17 protein-coding genes are annotated in these 20,035 nt (G+C 64.1%); 14 read left to right on the plus strand and 3 right to left on the minus strand.

From position 1 onward, the window contains the following. Positions 1–114: 114 nt before the first annotated feature. From I2I01_RS20710 to I2I01_RS20720, 3 genes are all read left to right on the plus strand, one after another. Positions 115–6,489, plus strand: coding sequence for a PAS domain-containing protein (locus I2I01_RS20710; RefSeq protein WP_196288432.1), 6,375 nt, complete (start codon positions 115–117; stop codon positions 6,487–6,489). Between the two features lie 2 nt (positions 6,490–6,491). Further along, the gene (locus I2I01_RS20715) at positions 6,492–7,133 is read left to right on the plus strand and encodes a response regulator (RefSeq protein ID WP_196288433.1); all 642 of its coding nucleotides are present in this window, start codon (positions 6,492–6,494) and stop codon (positions 7,131–7,133) included. 98 nt (positions 7,134–7,231) lie between these two features. After that, positions 7,232–7,489 (plus strand): hypothetical protein, encoded by a 258-nt coding sequence (locus I2I01_RS20720; protein ID WP_196288434.1) that lies wholly within the window; start codon positions 7,232–7,234, stop codon positions 7,487–7,489. A gap of 316 nt (positions 7,490–7,805) precedes the next feature. On the opposite strand, the gene I2I01_RS20725 is transcribed toward I2I01_RS20720, so the two are convergent. Beyond that, on the minus strand, positions 7,806–8,717 hold the full coding sequence (locus I2I01_RS20725; protein ID WP_196288435.1) for an isoaspartyl peptidase/L-asparaginase family protein: 912 nt from the start codon (positions 8,715–8,717) through the stop codon (positions 7,806–7,808). Positions 8,718–8,794: 77 nt separating this feature from the next. After that, positions 8,795–9,685, minus strand: coding sequence for an RES domain-containing protein (locus I2I01_RS20730; RefSeq protein ID WP_196288436.1), 891 nt, complete (start codon positions 9,683–9,685; stop codon positions 8,795–8,797). A 482-nt stretch (positions 9,686–10,167) separates the two neighbouring features. On the opposite strand from I2I01_RS20730, the gene I2I01_RS20735 reads away from it, so the two are divergent. The 5 genes from I2I01_RS20735 (at position 10,168) to I2I01_RS20755 (ending at position 12,925) form a co-directional block, all read left to right on the plus strand. Further along, the gene (locus I2I01_RS20735) at positions 10,168–10,584 is read left to right on the plus strand and encodes a hypothetical protein (protein WP_196288437.1); all 417 of its coding nucleotides are present in this window, start codon (positions 10,168–10,170) and stop codon (positions 10,582–10,584) included. 258 nt (positions 10,585–10,842) lie between these two features. Then, the gene (locus I2I01_RS20740) at positions 10,843–11,031 is read left to right on the plus strand and encodes a hypothetical protein (protein ID WP_196288438.1); all 189 of its coding nucleotides are present in this window, start codon (positions 10,843–10,845) and stop codon (positions 11,029–11,031) included. Positions 11,032–11,245: 214 nt separating this feature from the next. Next, positions 11,246–11,575 (plus strand): hypothetical protein, encoded by a 330-nt coding sequence (locus tag I2I01_RS20745; RefSeq protein ID WP_196288439.1) that lies wholly within the window; start codon positions 11,246–11,248, stop codon positions 11,573–11,575. A gap of 182 nt (positions 11,576–11,757) precedes the next feature. Continuing rightward, on the plus strand, positions 11,758–12,330 hold the full coding sequence (locus I2I01_RS20750; protein ID WP_196288440.1) for a DUF922 domain-containing protein: 573 nt from the start codon (positions 11,758–11,760) through the stop codon (positions 12,328–12,330). A gap of 238 nt (positions 12,331–12,568) precedes the next feature. Continuing rightward, positions 12,569–12,925, plus strand: coding sequence for a tRNA-binding protein (locus I2I01_RS20755; protein WP_196288441.1), 357 nt, complete (start codon positions 12,569–12,571; stop codon positions 12,923–12,925). On the opposite strand, the gene I2I01_RS20760 is transcribed toward I2I01_RS20755, so the two are convergent. Further along, complete coding sequence (locus I2I01_RS20760; protein WP_196288442.1) at positions 12,918–13,343, minus strand: DUF4296 domain-containing protein; 426 nt, start codon at positions 13,341–13,343, stop codon at positions 12,918–12,920. The genes I2I01_RS20755 and I2I01_RS20760 overlap by 8 nt on opposite strands. A gap of 156 nt (positions 13,344–13,499) precedes the next feature. On the opposite strand from I2I01_RS20760, the gene I2I01_RS20765 reads away from it, so the two are divergent. The 6 genes from I2I01_RS20765 (at position 13,500) to I2I01_RS20790 (ending at position 20,006) form a co-directional block, all read left to right on the plus strand. After that, positions 13,500–14,390, plus strand: coding sequence for a DUF58 domain-containing protein (locus I2I01_RS20765; RefSeq protein WP_196288443.1), 891 nt, complete (start codon positions 13,500–13,502; stop codon positions 14,388–14,390). 103 nt (positions 14,391–14,493) lie between these two features. Next, entirely contained in the window at positions 14,494–15,417 is a 924-nt protein-coding gene (locus I2I01_RS20770; RefSeq protein WP_196288444.1) for a hypothetical protein, read from the plus strand. A gap of 219 nt (positions 15,418–15,636) precedes the next feature. Continuing rightward, on the plus strand, positions 15,637–16,659 hold the full coding sequence (locus I2I01_RS20775; protein ID WP_196288445.1) for a VWA domain-containing protein: 1,023 nt from the start codon (positions 15,637–15,639) through the stop codon (positions 16,657–16,659). Positions 16,660–16,741: 82 nt separating this feature from the next. After that, on the plus strand, positions 16,742–17,902 hold the full coding sequence (locus tag I2I01_RS20780; protein WP_196288446.1) for a hypothetical protein: 1,161 nt from the start codon (positions 16,742–16,744) through the stop codon (positions 17,900–17,902). Between the two features lie 150 nt (positions 17,903–18,052). Then, positions 18,053–18,721, plus strand: coding sequence for a YggS family pyridoxal phosphate-dependent enzyme (locus I2I01_RS20785; protein ID WP_196288447.1), 669 nt, complete (start codon positions 18,053–18,055; stop codon positions 18,719–18,721). Between the two features lie 121 nt (positions 18,722–18,842). After that, positions 18,843–20,006 (plus strand): lysophospholipid acyltransferase family protein, encoded by a 1,164-nt coding sequence (locus I2I01_RS20790; RefSeq protein WP_196288448.1) that lies wholly within the window; start codon positions 18,843–18,845, stop codon positions 20,004–20,006. Positions 20,007–20,035 lie beyond the last annotated feature (29 nt).

A 20,035-nucleotide genomic window follows, 5' to 3' on the forward strand; every position in this document is an offset into this window, starting at 1 on the left:
ACGCCCGCCGCTACCGTTCTGCTAAAAACCAGGGCCGTTTTTGGCTCTGCAATTAAGCCGCCTAATGCCAGTTTGTACGGCTTACATTTGTTAAGACCACCAGCCCCAAACAGTATGGAAACCGCTCCCCCCGCCCTGTCAGACCCGACTCCACCGGGGGGTGACCTGGCGGCTGAGGGGCTGCTCGATGCCTTGCCTTGGGGCGTGCTGGTGCTCGATGAACAGCGCGTCATCCGGCGCGTCAATCAGCAGGCTGCTCGTTGGTGCGGTGCCCCAGCCGAAGTCTTGCTGAACCGTTCGCTGGAGTCCGCCAATTTGCCGGCTCCCGTGCGCACAGCCCTGTTGCAACTGCTCGAAACCGACGTCACGGCACCCCGCGAAGTGTTTCTGGCCGGGCAGGAACTGTGGATTTCCCTCTCGGCCGCCCGGCAGCCCGGCGGCTGGGCGCTCTACGGGCAAGACATCACGCCCCAGAAGCAGCGCGAGCAGCAGTACCAAACTCTCGCTGAAAATACCCCCGACGTGCTCACCCGCTGGACGCCCGACCTGCGCCTGCGCTACGCCAATGCCGCCCTCGCCGCCAAGATGGGCCAGCCGCTGGAAGCTCTGCTGGGCCGCACTTTCGCCGAGATGGGCGCGCCCGCCGACATCACGGGCCCCTACATGGCGGCCTTGCAGCGGGTGTTTGCCACCGGCCGGCCACAGGAGCACTACCACCCCTTCCCCGGGTCGTACGGCCCCGCTTATTTCTTCTCGCGCCTGGTGCCCGAACTGCGCGACGGCCAGGTAGAAACCGTCCTCGGCATTGCCCGCGACATCACCGAACTGAAGCACACTCAGGCCGAAGCCCTGCGCCTGGGCAACGAGGTGACGCAGCGCGCCACCGACCAGTACCACTCCCTGTTCCACAGCATGGACCAGGGGTTTTGCGTGCTCGAGGTCCTGTTCGACCAGGCCGGGCAGCGGGCCGAGGATTTCCGGTACCTGGAATTGAACCCAGCGTTTGCCCGGCAATCGGGCATGCCGGCCGATGTGCTGGGCAAAACCGCCCGCCAGGTGTTGCCCGACCTGGAAGGCTTCTGGTTTGAGACCTGCGGAAGTGTGGCCCTGACGGGCGAAACCGTGCGCGTGGAGCATTACGTGCCGCCCCTGGACCGCTGGCTCGACGTGCACGCCTTTCGGGTGGGGCCGCCCGAGGCCCGCCGAGTGGCGGTGCTGTTCAACGACATCACGGCCCGCAAAAACGCCGAAACGTCGCTGCGCCGCGCCGCCGGAGCCGACGCCTTCCGCCTGCGTCTGGTCGATGCCTTGGGGCCACTGACCAGCCCCGTGGCCATCGAGGAAACCATTACCCGTCTCACCCGGCTACATTTTAATGCCGACCGCTGCTACTACTGCGAAATAACGGATGAGCAGGCCATTATACGTTGCGATGCCGCTGCCGCTGGCTTGCCCTCGGCGGCCGGCACTTATCCGCTGACCGATTTTGGCCAGCTGCGGCCCCTTGTGGCGGCTGGCCGGCCCTTTGCCGTGTCCGACTTGCACCAGGCCCCAAACCTCGACGAGCCTTTGCGCCAACAGGCCGCACGGCTTGGGGTGGTTTCCTGCCTGAACGTGCCCTTGGTCAAGAACGGGCAGCCCGTGGGCGTGCTATGCCTGGTGCAAGCCACCCCCCGCGAGTGGACGGCCGCCGACACAGCCCTGGCCACCGAAGTGGCCGAGCGCACCTGGTCGGCGGTGGAGCGGGCCCGTACCGAGCAGGCCCTGGCCGCATCGGAAGAGAAATACCGCACGCTGTTCGCGGCCGTCGACGACGGCTTTGCCATTCTGGAGCTGCTGCCCAATGCCCACGGGCAGTTAGCCGATTTCGTGTACCGTGAAACCAATCCCGCCTTTAGCCGGCACGTGGGCAAAGACGTGCAGGGCCGGCGCCGCTCCGAGGTATTGCCGGAAAACCAGGGGCTTTTGCTTGAGAAGTACGCCGGGATAATCGCCACCGGCGAGCCGCTGTACCTCGAATACCAAATGCACAGCCTGGGCGACCAGTGGTTTCAAACCACGGCGGCGCGCATTGGCGGCGCGGGCAGCCGGCTGGTGGGCGTCATCGTCCGCAACATCACCCGGCGCAAGCGCCGCGAGGCCAACCTGGCCTTTCTGGCCGACCTGAACGTGGAGTTTGCGCCCAGGCTCAGCGCCGAGCAAATTATGGCGCGCGTCACCGAACGCCTGGCCGAGTACCTGCAACTGTCGCGCTGCCACCTGGCGGTGGTGGATGCCACCGGCGAGCTGCTGGACGTCGTTTTCGATTGGCGACGCGACGCCGCGCACCAGCCCTCGGTGCTGGGCCGACACCGCATCGACGGCTACCTCACGCCGGCTGGCCGCGCGCACATCGACGCCGGCCAGCCGCTGGTGCTGAACGGTGAAGAGAACAGCCCACTCATCAACATGCCCCTCCGCGTGCTGGCCGACATGGGCTTTGGCTCGTCCGTCGACGTTCCCTACCTCCTCGACGGGCGGTGGCATTTCCTGCTTTCGGTGGCGCGGGACCAGCCCAGCACCTGGACGCCCGACGAAGTGAAGCTGCTCCAACAGCTGGCTGCCCGCATCTACACCCGCCTGGAGCGCGCCCAGGCCGAGGCCGCCCTGCAGGACGTGTATGCCCAACTGACGGGCGTGTTGGAAAGCACGCACGATGCCTTCTACGCCCTCGACGACGATTTCCGCTTCACCTACATCAACCAGCGGGCGGCCCAGCTTTGGGGCCGCGACCCCGAACGGCTGTTGGGCCAGCGCTACTGGGAGGTGTTTCCGCAGGCCGTGGGCAGTGAACCCTACCGCCAACACCAGGCCGTGGCCGTGTCCGGCCAGCCGGCGCATTTCGAAACCGTGTCGCCCGTTCTCGGCATCTGGATTGAGGTGAGCATTTACCGCAGCCCACGCGGCGGCCTAGCCGTGTTCTTCCGCGACATCACGGCCCGCAAGCGCGCCGAGGAACGGCAGGCTTTTCTGCTCCAGCTCAGCGACGCGCTCCGGCCGCTTCAGAACGCGGCCGACATTCAGACGGCGGCCACGCGCGTTCTCGGGGAGCACTTCGCCGCCGACCGCGCTCAGTATTGGGAGGCCGAGCCCGACGGGGAGCATTTCGTGGCTGTGAGCGGCTACGCCAAAGACGGCCCGCCCAGCACCAGTCGCGTGCGCCTCAGCGACCTGGGCCCCTACATCGAGGACGCCATTGCGGCGGGGCAGCCGCTGGCCATGGCCGACGCCACCACCGACCCGCGCGTGGAGGCCGCCGCCCTGGCCGCGCACGAAGGCATTGGGGCCCGCAGCTACATTGCCGTGCCGCTCGTTAAGGAAGGGCGGCTGGTGGCGGCATTGGGGGTTTATTGGGACCAGGCCCGCCCGTCGACCGCCGAGGAAATGAGTCTGGTGGAGGAAGCCGCCGAGCGCACCTGGGCCGCCGTGGCGCGCAGCCGGGCCGAGGAAGCCCAACGCGAGAGCGAGCAACGCCTGCGGGCCGTGATAGAAAACCTGCCCGGCGCGGCCGTGTTCATCGTGGACCGCACCTTGCACTACCAGCTAGCCGAGGGCGCCGCCCTGCGGCAGGCCGGGTACGAAGCCGCGGATTTTGTAGGCCACCCCGTGCAGGAGCTGGCGCCGCCCGAACTGTGGCCGATGTACCAGCGGCTCTTCGAGCAGGCGTTGGCCGGCCAGCCTTTCGAGTACGAGCACGAGCAGAACGGGCGCGCGTATGCCACGCGGGGCGGCCCCCTGCACGATGCCGACGGGGCCGTAGGGGCCGTGCTGGCTGTGAGTTACGACATCACGGCGCGCAAGCAGGCCGAAGCGGCCGTGCAGGCGTCGGAAACTCGTTTCCGGGTAGCTGAAGAAGCCGCCAACGGGTTTATTTACGATTGGACGGCGCACCCCGATGTCGTAACGCGCAGTGCCGGCATCCGCCACATGCTGGGCTACGCGCCCGAGGACCTCGGGAACACGTCAGCCACCTGGCTGGGGCTCATCCACCCCGACGACCAACCAGCAGTGGCCCGCTGGGTGCCGCCGCCGGGCGACGCGCACGTGACCAACGAGTACCGCGTACGCCGCGTCGATGGCTCTTATGCCTACGTGCTGGACCGTAGCCTGGTGCTGCGCGACGCGGCCGGTCAGGTGGCGCGCATTGTGGGTTCGGTGGTGGACATTTCGGACCGGCGTCAGGCCGAGGCGGCCCTGCAGGAATCGGAGCGGAAGTACCGCAACCTGTTCGATTCGATGGACGAGGGCTACTGCATCATCGAGATGCTGTATGACGACCAGGGCCAGGCCAACGATTGGCGGTATGTGGAAGTCAACCCGGCTTTCGAGAAAAACAACGGCCTGACCAACGCCACTGGCAAAACCATTCGGGAGCTGACGCCCAACATCGAGCCCAAGTGGTTTGCCACCTACGGCCGGGTGGCCCAAACCGGCCAGCCGTTGCGCTTCGAAGAAGACTCGGCGGCGCTGGGGCGCTGCTTCACGCTCTATGCCTTTCCGGTGGGGGCGCCGGGTAGCCACCTGGTGGCCGTGCTGTTCACCGACATCACGGCCCGCAAGCAGGCCGAAGACGCCCTGCGCCTGAGCGAGGCGCGACTGTCGCTGGCGCTGCAGGCGGGCCGCATGGGCAGCTTCGAGTGGACGTCCGACGGCGACCGCATCAGCTTGTCGGCCATGTCGGAGGAGGTGCTGGGCTTGCGGCCGGGCATGTCATTGGCCACAAGCGTGGCGGGCGCCGCGCTGCTGCACCCCGACGACTATGTGCGCCACCGCGCCCTGTTTGACGAGGCCGGCCGCACGGGCCAGGACTTCCACAGCATCTTTCGCATTGTGCGCCCCATCGACGGCGAAGTGCGTTGGATAGAGGAGCGGGGGCAGGGCACCCGCGACCCGGCCACGGGCGTGGTGTGCCTGCGGGGCGTGCACTGGGACGTGACGGAGGCCATGCTGGCCCAGCAGCGGCTGGCCGAATTCAACAGCCGCCTGGAGCAGCGCGTGGCCCGGCGCACCCGCGAGCTGCAAGCCAGCCGCGACCTGCTCCAAACCGTGTTCGACACCAACCTGATTGCCATGTCGGTGCAGGAAGCCGTGCGCGACGAAACCGGTGCCGTGCAGGACTTCCGGCTGCGGCTGGTGAGCGGGGAGCTGATGCGCGAAACCGGCCGTACCGACCTGGTGGGCAAGCTTTACGCCCAGGAGTACCCCGGCATCCGGGAAGCCGGCATTTTCGACCTGGCCGTGCGGGCCCTGGAAACCGGCCAGCCCCAGGGAACGGAGTATTTCTACCCGCACGATGGCTTCAACAAGTGGTTTGCCTGCCAGTTTGTGAAGCTGGGCGATAACGGCATTGTGGCCACCAACCTCGACATCACCGAGCGAAAAATTGCCGAGCAGGAACGCCTGCGCAACCTGCGCCTGCTGGAGCAGGCCGAAGCCGTGGCCGGCCTGGGCTCCTGGGACTACGACCGGGCCGCCGGCATCATGCGTTGGTCCGACGGCATGTACCAGCTCTTTGGCCTGCCCGTGGGCAGCCGCGTGGAGCCGAGCCACTACCTGGCCGCCGTGCTGCCCGCCGACCGGCCCCGGGCCAAGCAATTGGTGCGCCGCCTCCGGGCCGGCGAGGGCTTTGAGGAAACCCTGCGCCTGCGCGTGGGCGGACAGGTAAAAACCGTGCGCATGAAGGCCGTGCCGCTGCCTGGCGCCGACGGCCTGCCGGCGCGGGTGCTGGGTGTCGACCTCGACATCAGCGAGCTGCAGCGCCTCGAGGCCGACAACCTGCACCTGCGCCTGACGCAGCAGCGCGCCTTGTTCGAGGCCGTGCAGGCGGCACAGGAGGCCGAGCGCAAAAAGATTGCCGAGAGCCTGCACAACGGCCTGGGCCAGATTCTGTACGCCACCAAGCTGCGCCTCGACCAGCTGCACGCCCCGCTGCTGGGCACGGCTCCCGCTCTGGCAGCCGCCCGCCGCGAGGCCGACCAGCTGCTGAGCGAGGCCATTCGCCAGACGCGGGCCCTCTCGCACGAGCTGGTGCCCATGGTGCTGGCCGAGTTTGGCCTGCCCGCCGCCCTCAAAGACATTAGCCGCAAGATGAGCATTGCGCCGCTGCACCTGCACAGCCACGTGCTGCTCGACGACGGCGCGGCCCCCATGGCGCCCGACCTGGAACTGGCCCTCTACCGTATAGCCCAGGAGCTGGCCCAAAACATTGTGAAGCACGCCCGCGGCGCCACCGAAGCGCAGCTGGAGCTGGAAACCATGCCCGGCTGGGCGCTGCTGCGGGCCGAAGACAACGGCCCCGGCTTTGCCGCGCCGCCCGACGAGAGCACCGGCCTGGGCCTGCGCAGCATCCGCGACCGGGTGGCCCTGCTCGGGGGCCAGCTGGAAATGGGCAATGCCCTTGCCGGCGGGGCTTACGTACGCATCCGCATTCCCATCCCTCCTTCTTCTTAGCTATGATACGCTTGTTTCTCGTCGACGACCACGCCCTGCTCCGCCACGGGCTGCGCGCCCTTTTCAGCCAGGAAGACTCCTTTGCCGTGGTCGGTGAGGCCGAGGATGGCGAACAACTGCTGGCCCAACTGCCCACCACGCCCTGCGACGTGGTGCTGCTCGACCTGCACATGCCCGGCCTCGACGGCCTGGCCACCACCCAGCGCCTGCGCGCCGAGTACCCCGACGTGCGCATCCTAGTGCTCTCGATGGTCGACAACGAATGGTCCATCGGGCAGGTGCTGGCGGCCGGGGCCCACGGCTATGTATTGAAAAATGCCGGCCACGACGAAATCATTGTAGCCGTGCGGGCCGTGGCAGCAGGCCGGCGTTTCCTGTGCTCCGACCTGGGCCTGGCCATGCTGGAAAAGGTACTGGCCGGCAACCCGGAGCCTACTACCAAAGCCAAAAACGTCCTCTCGGCCCGCGAGCAGGAAATCCTGCAGCTGGTGGCCGACGGCCTCACCACCGCCCAAATTGCCGAAAAGCTGTACACCAGCCCCCGCACCGTGGAAACCCACCGGCAGAACATCATGGAGAAAACCGGCGCCAAAAACACCGCCGCGCTCATCAAAACCGCCGCCAGCCAGGGGTGGCTGAGCTGAGGAAGCCAGTGTTCTGCCGTGGTGCCTCACCCCATGGCCCTACACCTCCGGGAAATTTCAGTTTTGCTTTCCGTAACGAGTTCAAACATCCTTCTGCCATGCCGCTCCACCCCGAATTAGACAAGAAGCTCAGCAAAATCTATGAGCCCAAAACCACTATCAATGACGTGTTTAAGGGCTACGACATCACCTTCACCACCAACGAGCACGGCGAGCCCGTGTTGCTATTTTTCGGCAAGCGCCGGCCCGACGGCCTCATTGCCGGCGAGCGGTACACGCGCACCATCAAGCGCCAGCCCGGCAGCCTTGAAGTAAAGTCGAGCCATTGGGACAACCAGGGCAAGATAATGCGCTAGGCACCCTTGGCGTGTTCGCAAACAAAAAGGGCCCGGGGCCGCCATCAGCAGCCCAAGTCCCCAGCCCATCGCCGCCTCAAGGAAGCTGGCAGCGAAACGCTCCTTTGTTTTTACGGCTAGCAGACGGGTTAAATGCCGGCGGAAATACGGATTTTAAAGCCGGGAAACCCGCATTTCCTGCTTTGCTGCGCCACCTCACGCGCCGGAACCTCACCCCATGAGCCCCTCCAAAAGAGAGAGGCTCCTGAAATGTGAGGTTAATGCATCATCAAACTTCCCTCCCCAGAGGGATGGGCCGGGGTGAGGTTGACCCCCTTCACTCATCTTTCCACATGGCCACCACGGGCTCTTCTTCGCCCACGCGGTAGGCGCGGCGCATGAGGTTGCAGTTAAATTCCAGGGCGATGTTGCCGTCCTTGTCGATGGCAATCATGCCTTTATCGCCCTTCAACTCGTCGTCGCGCAGGCCGATGGCGGTCTGGCAGGCTTCGGGCAGCGGCAAGCCTTTGTATTTCACCAGCGCGTGCACCTCGTGGGCCAGCGCGCCGCGCATTATCACCTCGCCGTCGCCGGTGCAGGAAATGGCGCAGGAATCGTTGCTGGCGTAAGTGCCGCCCCCGATGATGGGGCTGTCGCCCACGCGGCCCTTCAGCTGGCCCTCAATGCCGCCGGTGCTGGTGGCCACAGCCAGGTTGCCGTCTTGGTCCAGCGCTACGGCGCCCACGGTGTCGTGCATGGCTTCGGCCCCTTGTTGCTGCACAATTTCCAGCCACTGCTGGCGGGTTTTCTCGGTGAGGAAGTAGCTGGGCGCGCGCACGGGCAGGCCTTTTTCGAGGGCCAATTCCAGGGCACCCAACTCGGCCAGGCACACGTGCGGGCTGTCGTCCATCACGGCCCGGGCCAGGCTGATGGGGTTTTGCACGTAGGGCACGGCGCTCACGGCCCCCGCGTTCAGGGTGCGCCCGTCCATGATGGCGGCGTCCATTTTCACTTCGCCCTGCTGGGTGAGGCCGCTGCCGCGCCCGGCGTTGAAATGCTCATTGTCTTCGAGGCTGCGCACCACGGCCTCCACGGCGTCGAGGGCGGAGCCGCCGCGGTGCAGGATTTCCCAGCCGGCCTCCAGCGCCTGGCTCAGGCCTTCGCGCTGGGCGGCTTCTTCTTCCGGGCTCAGCTCGCCGGGTTTCATCGTCACGGCGCCGCCGTGAATCACAAGGGCGTATTTCTTCATAGCTTGGCTGGGTAGTAAGGTGTTTTAGCGTCGGTTGGTGATGGGAAGCACTTGGTTTGCCAATTGAAAGCTACGTTTTAGTTGCAGCGCCACTCGCCGTTTTGCAGCCAGCAGTCGGTGGCGGTGCTGCCCTCGCGCAGCACCCAGTTGCCAGGGCGGCCCTGCCAGTGCAGGCGGCCGTCGGGGCCGGCGGTGCGGGCAATGTTGAGGGAGCGCACGTCGAGCACGTCGGTATCGGGCGACACGTGGTGCACGCGCAGGTGCTCTACGTAATCCAGGGTGAGCTTGCCGGCGTCGAGGCAACTGGGATGCAGGGCCAGGTTGTGGGCCGGCGAGGCCATAGCGGCCGAGGGGTAGAGCAGGCCATCGAAGGCCTGGCCAAGCTGGCAGGCTTCGGCCACGGCAATGGAGAGGCGGTAGTGGTGGCGGTTGTCGTCGGCCACGTTGCGGGTGAAGGTGCGGGTGAGAAAGGCGGCCAGCTCGCGGGTTTCGGCGGGCAGCTGGGCCAGGGCATAACGCAGGGCTTTTTCGCGGTCGGAGTGGGGGTCGTCGGCGCAGTTGTCGGCGTAGCCGAAGCTGAGGATGCGCAAGGGCTGCTGCGTTTGCCAGCGGCTGATGACGATGCCGTCGCCGGGCTGCACGTGGGCCTCAAAAAACGGCGGATGCCAGGTGGCGCTGCAATAAAACATGGGTGCGCCGGCCCGGTTGGCGCGCTGGTCGTGGTGCACGCGCTCGGCCGGCGGGTACGACACGTCGGCCAGCCGCGCGGGCAGGGCCTCACAGAGGATGCCGCGGTAAAGCAGCCGGCCGGGCGCCAGCGTGAGGCAGCGTAAGGGCTGCCCTTCAAGTAGCTCATGCACGCGCTCCACCAACTCGTCGATGGAGTGGCGCCGCAGGTCGAGGTGGCGCAGCGAAGCCAGGCGGCGCTTGATGGGTGGAAGTTCAGAAGCAGGAAAGTCGGTTTTCATCGGGTGGCAGGCGGGCACCAGCCAAGTGCGAACACGAGGGTGCACTTTGCTTACGCCGCCCTGCGTGGGCCCGTTAGGCATGGGCGACGGCAGCGTATGGGCGCACAGAAGCCAAGTTTGCATTATAACTAGCTTTGTAATAGTGCATTATTGCTAATGCGCGTGGCATGTGCAGCTAAAAGCGCCCGCTTGCAAATCCGCATTAGTGCGGATTCAAATCAGCGTTTTTCCCAAGAGCGAAAGTGCGGGCAAGCGGAATCCGGCGAAAGCAAAAGGTGCTCCAACTAAACCAGGGCTTGGCGCAACGGCTGCCCCGAAGCGGCATTTCAAGCAAACATGCCGGCCAAGCCAGCCGAAGGGCATTTACCGTGTTTGTGCTTACGTGTTTCCTGATGCAAATACGTATTTCTTGCGCCGCTTGTCATTCATTATCAGTCGTATAAACGGCGAACCTTTTCCATAATTTTTTTAATAAGCATCCTATGCACAAATCAACTTTCCGGCTCGCTTTGCTGGGCCTGGCGCTGGCCGGCACGCAGCTGACGGCCTGCAACGGCAGCGGCAGCGGTTCTGAAACCGGCACCGGCGGCTCCTCGAGCAATACCAATCCCGCCGACTCCAGCGCCTATTCCAACGGCAGCGGCTCGGGCACTGGGGGCGACGCCATGAGCGACAGCGGCGGCACCAACAGCGGCAGCGGTACCACGGCGGGCATGGGCGGCACGGGCGGCATGTCGGCCGGCACCAGCGGCACCTCTACCGGCGGCGCCACCACCGGCAGCTCCAACGGCGGCACCTCGGGCAACACCACCGGCGGCGCCACGGGCGGGGCCACTACGGTGGGCGGCAGCACCAACGGCTCGACCAGTGGCAGCACGTCGGGCAGCACCACCCGCTAGGCGGTTTCCCCTGCACAGCCAAGCACCACAGGCAGGTTTCTTTAGGAGCCTGCCTGTTTGGTTTTGGAGGCTGCAGCCGGCCGTAGCAGCGTTACGCATTTTGCGCAGCCACCCTCCGTGTTTCTCCGAAGTGCCCTCACTAAAAGTACGTAAATTAAGCCGAGAGCCTGATTTAGCGCATCCTGCTCCTGCTACTAGGCGTTTAAAAAGGAACCGTCGGCCCTAGGCTGGCGAGACTACTACCGTCCTTTCTGAGCTATGAAACCCGCCCCCAAATCCGTTCGCCAATTCCCACCGGCCGACCCTGATATCGTGCGCAAGGTTCGCCGTGACCATGTCGCGTATGCCTTCTTCGAGAGCCTGCCTGGCGAACAAGACCACGACTATCTGCCCCGCGCCCTGCCGCAGCCGCAGCGCCTGGCCGAGTTCGGCCGCCCCGGGCTTTAACCGCAGGGAATCAGCCTTGCCAAGCCTCAACCAAAGGCTGCTACGCATTGTCAGGCACGCTGGTAGCCGCCAGGTTGGGCCGCTACCGCTAGGGCGCGCTGTGCCGGTTTGCAGGCCGCGATGCCGAGGCCATGACCGCCACGGCCTGTGCCGGCCAAACGAGGCCGGGCCTGGACACCAGGCTTGCCCTCTAACGCTTTTTGACCTGACCCGCATGCACGACGAACTGCTCATTGAAATCAACGACGCCATTCGGGCTTATTGCGCTCAGGCGCGCTCCCTCACGCTCACGGCCACCGATTTCTACGATTGGCTGGCCTCGCTGCCGTCGGGCCAGCGGGCCCGCGTGCGCGAGGGCGGCCTGCGCGGCTGCCGCGCAGAGCCCGAGTTCCTGCGCTTCTGCCTCGAATGGCGCGGCCTCGACCTGTGGTCCTTCATGGCCGCCAACCTCTCGCTCCCGGCTTTCGACCTTTGGACGGCCACCGGTCAAACGGCCCACTACCGGCCCTTGCCACGGCGCGCGGCTGTCAATATTATTTCCTAGCAAGCCGCTGTTTATTAGTGGTTTGTCTTGGGGTTGTGGTTTTGCTGCCGTTGGTCGTTCTGCTGCCGTTGCACCTGGCAGGGCGGCCATTTTGATTTTCTGCCCATGCGAAGAGGCAATTTTTGTGCGCCGGGCGGTGTTCTGCTTGCCCAAACAAGTAGAACTTTCGCCTTCTTTGCCCCATGCTTTCTTTTCTGAATCCGCTGCTGTTGCTGGCCGCTTTGCTGCAAGGCCCCAGCCCCAAGCCTGCCGCTCCTTCGGCCCGGCCCGCGGCGGCGCCCATTCCGTGGTCGGCCTCGCGGCCGCTCACCGCGGCCGATTTCCTGGGCCGGCCCGGGCCTTCCGACCAGCTGGCCGCCCTCACCACCTCCGACATCAAGGCCAACGCGGCGTGCCGCGATTTTGTGTTCACCGGCACGGTGCACGCCACCTTCAACCCCAATACCTCCTGGATTCGGAACCCAACCACCCTCACGCCCGCGCTGCTGCGCCACGAGCAGTTGCACTTCGACATCACCGAAGTGTACGCCCGCCTCATGCGCCAGAAGCTACTTGTGTTTCAAGCCCGCGCCGATTGTAACAAGCTGCAGCCGGCCTTCAACAACCTCACCAAGGGCGTTTACGACCAGTGGGACCGGGAGCAAAACCGCTACGACGCCGAAACCAACCACGGCCTGAACGCCGCCAAGCAAGCCTACTGGGAAAAGCAAACCCAGGTGAAGCTGGAGCAACTCAAAACGTTTGCCGTGGAGTAGGGGACTTTCTTTGGTTCTTTGCCTAATAGAATGTCCTGCTGAGCACAGCCGAAGCATCTCTACCACTTCGTCTGTCATCCTGAGCAAAGTGAAGGACCTTCTCACGTCAGTCCGAATCGTTCAGCGTGGAGAAGATGCTTCGCTTTGCTCAGCATGACAAACGATTGGGTTGCTACTGCAGTAGAGATGCTCCGGCTGCGCTCAGCAGGACGTTCTTATGTTTGGCACTTTGATTTTTATGGATTCTCTTTCCTCCTCATCCACCATCACCTGGTCCGATTTTGAACGCGTGGACCTACGCGTGGGTACCATACTAGAAGCACGCCCTTTTCCGGAAGCGCGCCGTCCGGCGTACCAGCTACTCATTGATTTTGGCCCCGAAATCGGCCTAAAAAAATCCAGCGCCCAAATCACGCACCACTACACGCCCGAAACCCTGGTGGGCCGACAGGTGCAGGCCGTGGTGAACTTCCCGCCCAAGCAAATTGGCAAGTTTCGCTCCGAAGTGCTGGTGACAGGCTTTGCCGATGCCGAGGGACACATTGTGCTGGCCGCGGTGGCCGGCCCGGTGCCCAACGGCAGCCGGCTTATTTAGTTAGCGTGGCGGCGTTGGCCGGCGGCGCAGGGGTGGGGGCGGGAGCCGCGGCTGGCTGGGGCGCAAACCGGGCTTGGCGCTGTGTCAGGGTATCGACCACGGCGCTGTAGATTTCGCTCAGGTCCTTGCCGTGCACACCGTAGTAGCGGTAGCTGCGCTGAAAGGTCGAATCCGAGATTTCGCGGCTCCAGAACAGGTCTTTTTGCTTGGCCAGGAAGAGGGCCCGGGCCGAATCGGGCGGCAGGCGGCTGCTTTCTACCCGGGCTTCGAGCACGTGCAGGTCGGCCAGCAGGCGTATCATTTTTTCCTTGGGCACCAGGTCGGAGGGCGGGGGCACGTCTTCGGGCCGGTCGCAGGCGGGCAGGGCTAGCAGGAGGGGGGCCAGCAGGCCCAGGCAGCAACGACGGAAGGTTTTCACGCCCGCAAAGTTACGCCCTGGGCCATGAGAACGTCATGCATTGCGCAGCGAAGCGCCTTTACTGCGCCATGCAATTCTTTTGCTTGATTTACTATTGCGGTAAAGTTGCTTTGCTGCGCACCGCATGAGGGGCACCTGCCCGTTCCCAACCCGCCCATGACCACCCCTCTCACCGACCTGGTGCGCCGCTTGCGGCACCTCGAAATCCGCATCCGCAAGGCGGTGGAGGCCCAGCTGCAGGGCGACTTTCATTCCGTGTTCAAGGGCACGGGGCTGGAGTTCGACGACGTGCGCCTCTATCAGTATGGCGACGAGGTGCGCGCCATCGACTGGGCCGTGAGCAGCAAGGGCCACGGCACCTTTGTGAAAACCTATAAGGAAGAAAAGGAGCAGCAGGTGCTGGTGCTGCTCGACGTGAGCGCCTCCCTCGACGTGGGCGACGGCCAGCGCCGCAAGCTCGACGTGGCCCGTGACATTGCCGGTCTGCTGGCGCTGTCGGCCGCCCGGCAGGGCTCGGCGCTAGGTTTGTTTGCGTTCAGCGACCAGAAGGAGCTGTACCTGCCGCCGGCCAAGGGCGCGCGGGCAGCCTATGCGCTTATCAACCGGCTATTTTCGCTGGTGCCGGCCTCGCGCGGCACCGGCGTGGGGGCGGGCATCCGCCAGGCCCTGGGCCTGCTCAAGCGCCGCACGCTGGTGGTGCTGATTTCCGACTTCATCGACGGCCACTACGAACGCGAGCTCACCATGCTGGCCCAGCGCCACGACTTGATAGTGGTGCAGCTGCGCGCCCCGCGCGAGCGACAGTTCCCGGCACTGGGCATCGTGCCCCTGCGCGACGCCGAAACCGGCCAGGTGCGCTGGGTAAACACTTCCTCGGCCGATTTCCGGGCCCGCATCGAGTCCGGCGCCGACCGCCAGGAAGCCGAGCTGGTAAACCTGTGCCGCCGCACCCGCACGGGCTTCTTGCCCCTGAGCACCGAGGGCGACTTCGTGCCGCAGCTCGTGAACTTGTTTCGTTACCGTCAGCAAATTGGGCGTCGTGGGTAAGGGGGTAGGGCTTTCACTTCTGAGAAAAAACGTCATGCTGAACGTAATGAAGCATCTCTACCGCGCAACTATTCCAATCGATAAGGTTCGTTGCGCGGTAGAGATGCTTCGACTGCGCGCTGCTTCGCTCAGCATGACGTTCTGCTTTTTAACTTTTTGGTTCATTCAACCTGTCCTCGCCCAAACCGGCTCGCTGCCCGTGCCCCAGGGCCGCTTCCTGAAGCAAACGGTGCTGGTGGGCGAGCCGCTCGACTACGAGCTGCGCTACGAGCACGCGCCCGGCTTGGAAGTGGTGTTTCCGGATTCGCTGGCGGCGTTTGCGCCGTTTGAGTACGCGGGCAAGACGTATTACCCCACGCGCACCCGCCGCGGCGTTAGTCTCGACCGCACCGTGTACCACCTGCGCACCTTCCGGCTCGACTCGGTGCAAACCTTGGCCCTGCCCGTGGCCGTGCTGCAAGGCCCCGACACCCTGAGCGTGCTGCCGCCACCCAGCCGTGTGCGGCTGCGCCGCACCGCCCCCACCACGGTGGGAGAGGAGCTACCCGCTCTGCGCCAAAACCTGGCCCTAGTGCCCGTGGAACCGGTGTTCAACTACCCGTACTGGATTGCGGGCGCGCTGGCGGTGCTGCTGCTGGCGGCGGGCAGCGCCACCCTGTTTCGGCGGCGCCTCACGCGGCGCTACCAGGCCTACAAGCTGCGCAAAAACCACGGCTACTTCCTGGCGCAGTTTGCGCGGCACGTCGAGCGGTTCGATTTGTCGCGCTCGGCCACTAATGTGGAACGGGCCGTGGTGCTCTGGAAAAACTACCTCGCCGGCCTCGAAAATAGCGGCCTCAATTCCTTCACCACCCGCGAAATCGTGGCCTACTTCGAAAACGACGCCGATGTACGCAAAGCCCTCACCGCTACTGATAAAGTGATTTACGGCAACCTGCAGAGCGAAGACGCCAAGGAAGTAGACCGCGCCTTCCAGCGCCTGCGCAGCTTCGCCGAGCGGCGCTACGCGGCAGTGGTGGAGCAGTAGGAGTGAAGAAAGGGTAGAAGGAAAGAGGGAGAGCGGGGAGGCTGTCGTCTGTCATCCTGAGCGCAGCGAAGGACCTTCTCGCGAATGAACGGCTTGTTCTAGCGTGATAAGGTCCTTCGCTGCGCTCAGGATGACGAATGGATTAAATATTTTCCTACTCCCACCTCTCACCTCCCACCTCCCTACCTCCCCATTTCCCCTTCCTACCTTCGCCCCCGCGTGAACGACTTTTTCAACCTTCTGCGCTACGCCACGCTGGCCAGCTACCAGTGGCAGCACCCCAAGCTGCTGCTGCTGATAGCGGCCGTGCCGCTGCTGTTTCTGCTGCGGCGGCTGCTGGCGCGGCGCCGGCCCCGGGTGGGGGTGGCCTTCGGGCCGGGCGAGGGCGGGCGCGACTGGACGGCGGCCCTGCGCTTCGTGCCCGATGTGCTGCTGGGCTTCGCGCTGGCCTTTGCCATTGTGGCGGTGGCCCGCCCCCAGCGCACCGACGAGCGGGTGGAGCAGTCGGGCCGTGGCATCGACATCGTGCTGGCCCTCGACGTGTCGGGCTCGATGGAAATCCAGGACCTGCGCCCCAGCCGCCTCGAAGCTGCCAAGCGCATTGCCACCGACTTCTTGAAAACCCGCGTGGGCGACCGCCTGGCCCTGGTGGCCTTCGCCGGCGACGCCTACTCGCTAGCGCCCCTCACCACCGACTACGACCTGCTGCGCGAAGACCTGGCCGGCCTGCGCATCGGCATGATTGCCAACGACGGCACGGCCATCGGCTCGGCCCTGGGCGTAGCCGTGAACCGCCTGCGCGAGTCCACGGCCCGCTCGCGGGTGTGCATCCTGCTCTCCGACGGCGAAAGCAACGCCGGCAGCCTCGACCCGCAGCTGGCCGCGCAGCTGGCCCACGCCTTCGGCATCCGCATCTATACCATCGGGCTGGGCAAGGATGGCTTCGTGCCCTACGGCCAGGACGACAACGGCCGCCCCCGCTACGTGCAAACCCGCCTCGACGAAACCACCATGCGCGAACTGGCCGCCGCGGCCGACGGCCAATTCTTCCGAGCCACCGACAACGGCGCCCTGCGCGCGGTGTTCAACCAAATTAACCGCCTCGAAAAATCGGAAATCAAGCAATTGCGTTTCCGCAACACCAAGGACTTCTACCGGCCCTACCTGTGGCTGAGCATTGGGCTGTGGCTAGCCTGGCTGGCGCTGAAAAGCACGTTTTTGAGCAACCCGCTGGAAGACTGACGCCGGAGAACGTGGCAACGGTTCTATTTTTGCCTGCGCGGCCTGGCGCTGTTTTAATTCTATTTCTTCGACTGTTATTCTGATGAACAAAAGCCTGTTGGCGCTCGGTCTGGCGCTGCTGATGGCACTAAGCCATTCCGCTGCCCGCGCCCAGGGCCACATCATGCGGGTGCGCCTCACCGACGGCGCGGTCACCCTCAACGCCAACCTGCCCCGCGACTACACCGACCGCACCTTCATCAAAGGCCTGGCCATGTACCGCAACAAGATTGAGGACCTCACCGGCTGCCTCATCCTGCTCGAAGACCGCGACAAGGCCAGCATCATCGGGCAGTACATCAAACCCGGCGAGCCGCCGCTGCGCAACCAGGCCCTGGCCGACGTGCTCTACAGCTCCAAAATCAGCACCGCCTTCAAGATGAACGGCAGCTACATGGTGGCTTCGGTGGCGGCCAACCACGCCTCCATTGTGGAACTCATCATCACCGACATCGCCGGTGTGCTGGTGCCCGAAACCGCTGTGCCCTACCTCGACATCTGCCGGGCGGCCAAAAACGTGGCTCCCGAGCTGAAAAAACGCATTTACTACATTCGCTCGGCCAAGCTCTCCAGCGTGCACAGCCGCGTGTACCAGGAAGTGGGGGCCGAATCGGGCGTGTCGGGCACCGTGTTCAGCGCCGGGGGCAAGGTGTACAGCAGCTCCGACCAGTTCAAAACCGACTACGTGGTGAGCGTGGACCTAGTGAGCCTCAACAACCTGTTGCTCACCAAAAACTGCGACAACCTCATCAGCAGCAGCGAGCTGGCCGGCCGCCTGCAGTCGGACCGCGCCCGCCAGGAGGCCGACCGCGCCGAGCAGGAGCGCCGCCAGAAGGAAAGTGAGCTAAAAACGGCCAAAGCCGAGGCCGACGAACTGAAGCGCAAGGTGGCCGAAATCCAGGAAAACCTGAAAAAACAGGCCGTCACCACCGACGAGTACCGCCACCAGGTGGAAGGCCTGCGCCGCGACCTGATTGTGGCGCAGCAGCGCGTCAATCAGGTAAACATCGAGTTCAAGCAAGCCGAGAGCAACACGAAAGTGGTGCAAGCCACCTCCGAACAGCAACAGCAGCAACAAACAAAAACCGCTGCCGCTACGGCCGCTCCGCTGGTGCAGAAATCCGATGTAAACGTGATTTCGGAAGTGAAAAACCTTTCCGAAGAGGAGGTGAAGAAGATGGGCTTTAAGGAGGTGAAGCAGTGAGGCATTTTGAGCCTGCCGGAGTTATTGTTGAACGTCATGCTGAGCGCAGCCGAAGCATCTCTACCGCAGCACTAATTGGTTACTTGCGCGGTAGAGATGCTTCGGCTGCGCTCAGCATGACCGTTTAATTATCTGATTCAAATCCAGCCCATGTCCATCGCTGATAACATCCACCGCCTCAATGCCGAGCTGGCCGGCACCTCCGCCCGGCTGTGCGTCGTCACCAAAACCCACCCCGTCGAGAAGCTGCAGGAAGCCTACGATGCTGGCGCCCGCTGCTTCGGCGAGAACCGGCCCCAGGAAATGGCCGCCAAGCAGCCCCAACTGCCCGCCGATGTTGAGTGGCACCTCATCGGCCAGCTCCAAACCAACAAAGTGAAGCTGCTGGCGCCCTTTGTGCACACCATTCAAAGCATCGACAGCGGGAAGCTGCTGCGCGAAATCAACAAGCACGCTGCTGCCAACGGCCGCGTTATCAACTGCTTGGTACAGTTCCACATCGCTCGGGAAGAAAACAAGTCGGGCCTCACACTGGCCGAGGCCGAGGAAATCCTGCGTTCCGATGAGTACCAACAGTTTCAGAACGTGCGCCTGACCGGCGTGATGGGCGTTGCCACTTTCACCGATGACGAGGCGCAGCTGCGGCAGGAGTTCCAACAGTTGCGCAGCTACTTCGAGCACCTGAAAGACGCTTTTTTCGCCAATGAGCCCGATTTTAAGGATATTTCGATGGGCATGAGCGGCGACTATAAACTGGCCGTCTCGGAGGGCAGCACGCTGGTGCGCGTGGGCAGCGCCATTTTCGGCAGCCGGAGCTAGCGGAACCTTCTGCATTCCTTCTGCGAAAACTCAGGGCCCTCTGCGGTGGTAAGACGTTGAGGCTTCCAAGCGCAACGGTAGAAATTCGCCTATCTTCCGCCTTCCGTCCGCTGTTCCAACCATGCCCGCCACCACCGCGTCCTCGCCTCCGCCGCCGGCCATTCAGGCCAACCAGCACATCTACGACGACTATTTCGAGGAGGACTTCACCCGCACGGTGGACGAAAACATCCTGCAGCTGCTCGACCGCGTGTGGTTCCGCTCCGAACTGGTGGGCTTCGAGGACTTCCCGCAGCGCAACAACCCCGACCGGCCCCTGATTTTCGCGTCCAACCACTCGGGCATGGCCTTCCCCTGGGACGCCATGGTGGCTTTGTCGCACCTGTTTCGCTACCTGCCCCGGCACGAGTCCATGCGCGACCTGCCGCGGCCCCTTTCGGCCCCGCTGCTTTCCCAAACGGCCCTGATGAACCCCTACCTGGTGAAGGACTTCTGGAAGAAATGCGGCTGCGTGGACGCCACGACGCTGAATTTCGAAACCATGATGTACTACCAGGACCACAACCTGATGCTCTACCCCGAGGGGGTGCCCGGCATCGGCAAGGGGTTCAACCGCAAATACGAGCTGCAGCGTCTGGCTACCAGCATGGTGCGCCTGGGCCTGCAGCACGGCACCGACATCGTGCCTTTTTACACCATCAACGCCGAATATCTCAACCCCTACGCCTACAGCTTCGACCCCATCAACCGGCTGACCAAGAAAATCGGCATTCCGTTTTTGCCGCTCACGGTGCTGCTGCTGCTGGTGCTCATTCAGCCCTGGGCCTTCTATCTGGCTCTGCCGGCCAAGCTGGTCTTCGTGATGGGCACCCGCATCCGCCCGTCCGACCTCACCGATAAAACCGTCGACCAGCTCACCCGTGATGAATACCTGGCCTTGAGCGAGCAAATCCGCCAGCAGATGCAAGCCGAGCTGGATGCTGCCGTGCAGGCCCACGGCCAAAAACCCTACCGCTGGCGCGAACTGTGGCAGCGCATGAAGGAAAACCGCCGCTTCTTCCCGTTTTTCCTGCCCTTCGCCTGGCCAGCCGTCTTCACCGAGTTCGAGCGCCTCTACGTGAAGGAGGGCCGCCGCAACTTCCGCATGCAGCTGGACAAGCCCGGCGCTTGGCTGCGCATGCTCTGGCGCAACCCCATAACCCTGGCGTATTTCATCCCGTTGTTAGGCTGGATTCCCCTGGCAATCAAAGGTTATAAAGGCAATAAGCTTGGGCAGAAAGCGTAGTTGTGTTTCACCTCAGCATTCATTAACCC

This window comes from Hymenobacter properus, assembly GCF_015694735.1.
Classification (GTDB): Bacteria; Bacteroidota; Bacteroidia; order Cytophagales; family Hymenobacteraceae; genus Hymenobacter; species Hymenobacter properus.